The organism is Lysinibacillus mangiferihumi (assembly GCF_003049665.1).
In the GTDB taxonomy this organism is placed as follows: Bacteria; Bacillota; Bacilli; order Bacillales_A; family Planococcaceae; genus Lysinibacillus; species Lysinibacillus mangiferihumi.
Genome location: NZ_PYWM01000125.1, coordinates 1 through 467 on the forward strand (window position 1 = coordinate 1; position 467 = coordinate 467).

At 39.8% G+C, this 467-nt stretch carries 1 pseudogene; it reads left to right on the top strand.

From position 1 onward, the window contains the following. Nucleotides 1-118 precede the first annotated feature (118 nt). A pseudogene (locus C9J37_RS27890) lies at nt 119-467 on the top strand (helix-turn-helix domain-containing protein); the annotation flags it as partial.

Consider the following 467-nt stretch of genomic DNA (forward strand, 5'->3'; position numbering starts at 1 on the left):
TGAACTGAACCCCGAATAGTGGACACTTTAAAAAAGTGGACCTATTCGGGGTTTTTCTATTTTCAACGTTTGAAAACCCCGTTATACTAACCATACCATTTATGAACGGGAGCACATCATGAGTAAAATAATTTTTAACGAGCACCAACGCAGACAAATTGAAGCGAATCCAAATATCGCCTTAGTATCCGACCGCTCAATTCAATATACAGCCGACTTTAAATTGAAAGCTGTTCAGGCAAATTTACAAGGAAAAGGTCCAGTCCAAATCTTCAGAGAAACAGGATTTGACTTAGAGATGATAGGAATAAAGAAAGCTCAAAGTGCAATTAGCCGTTGGAAGAAAACATATCAAACACATGGTAAGGAAGGCTTTTACGAGGAACGTCGTGGAAAAGAGAGTACTGGTCGTCCACGCCTTGAAAACTTATCCGCAGAAAAAAACTTGAGAAAGCGGAAGCGCGTAT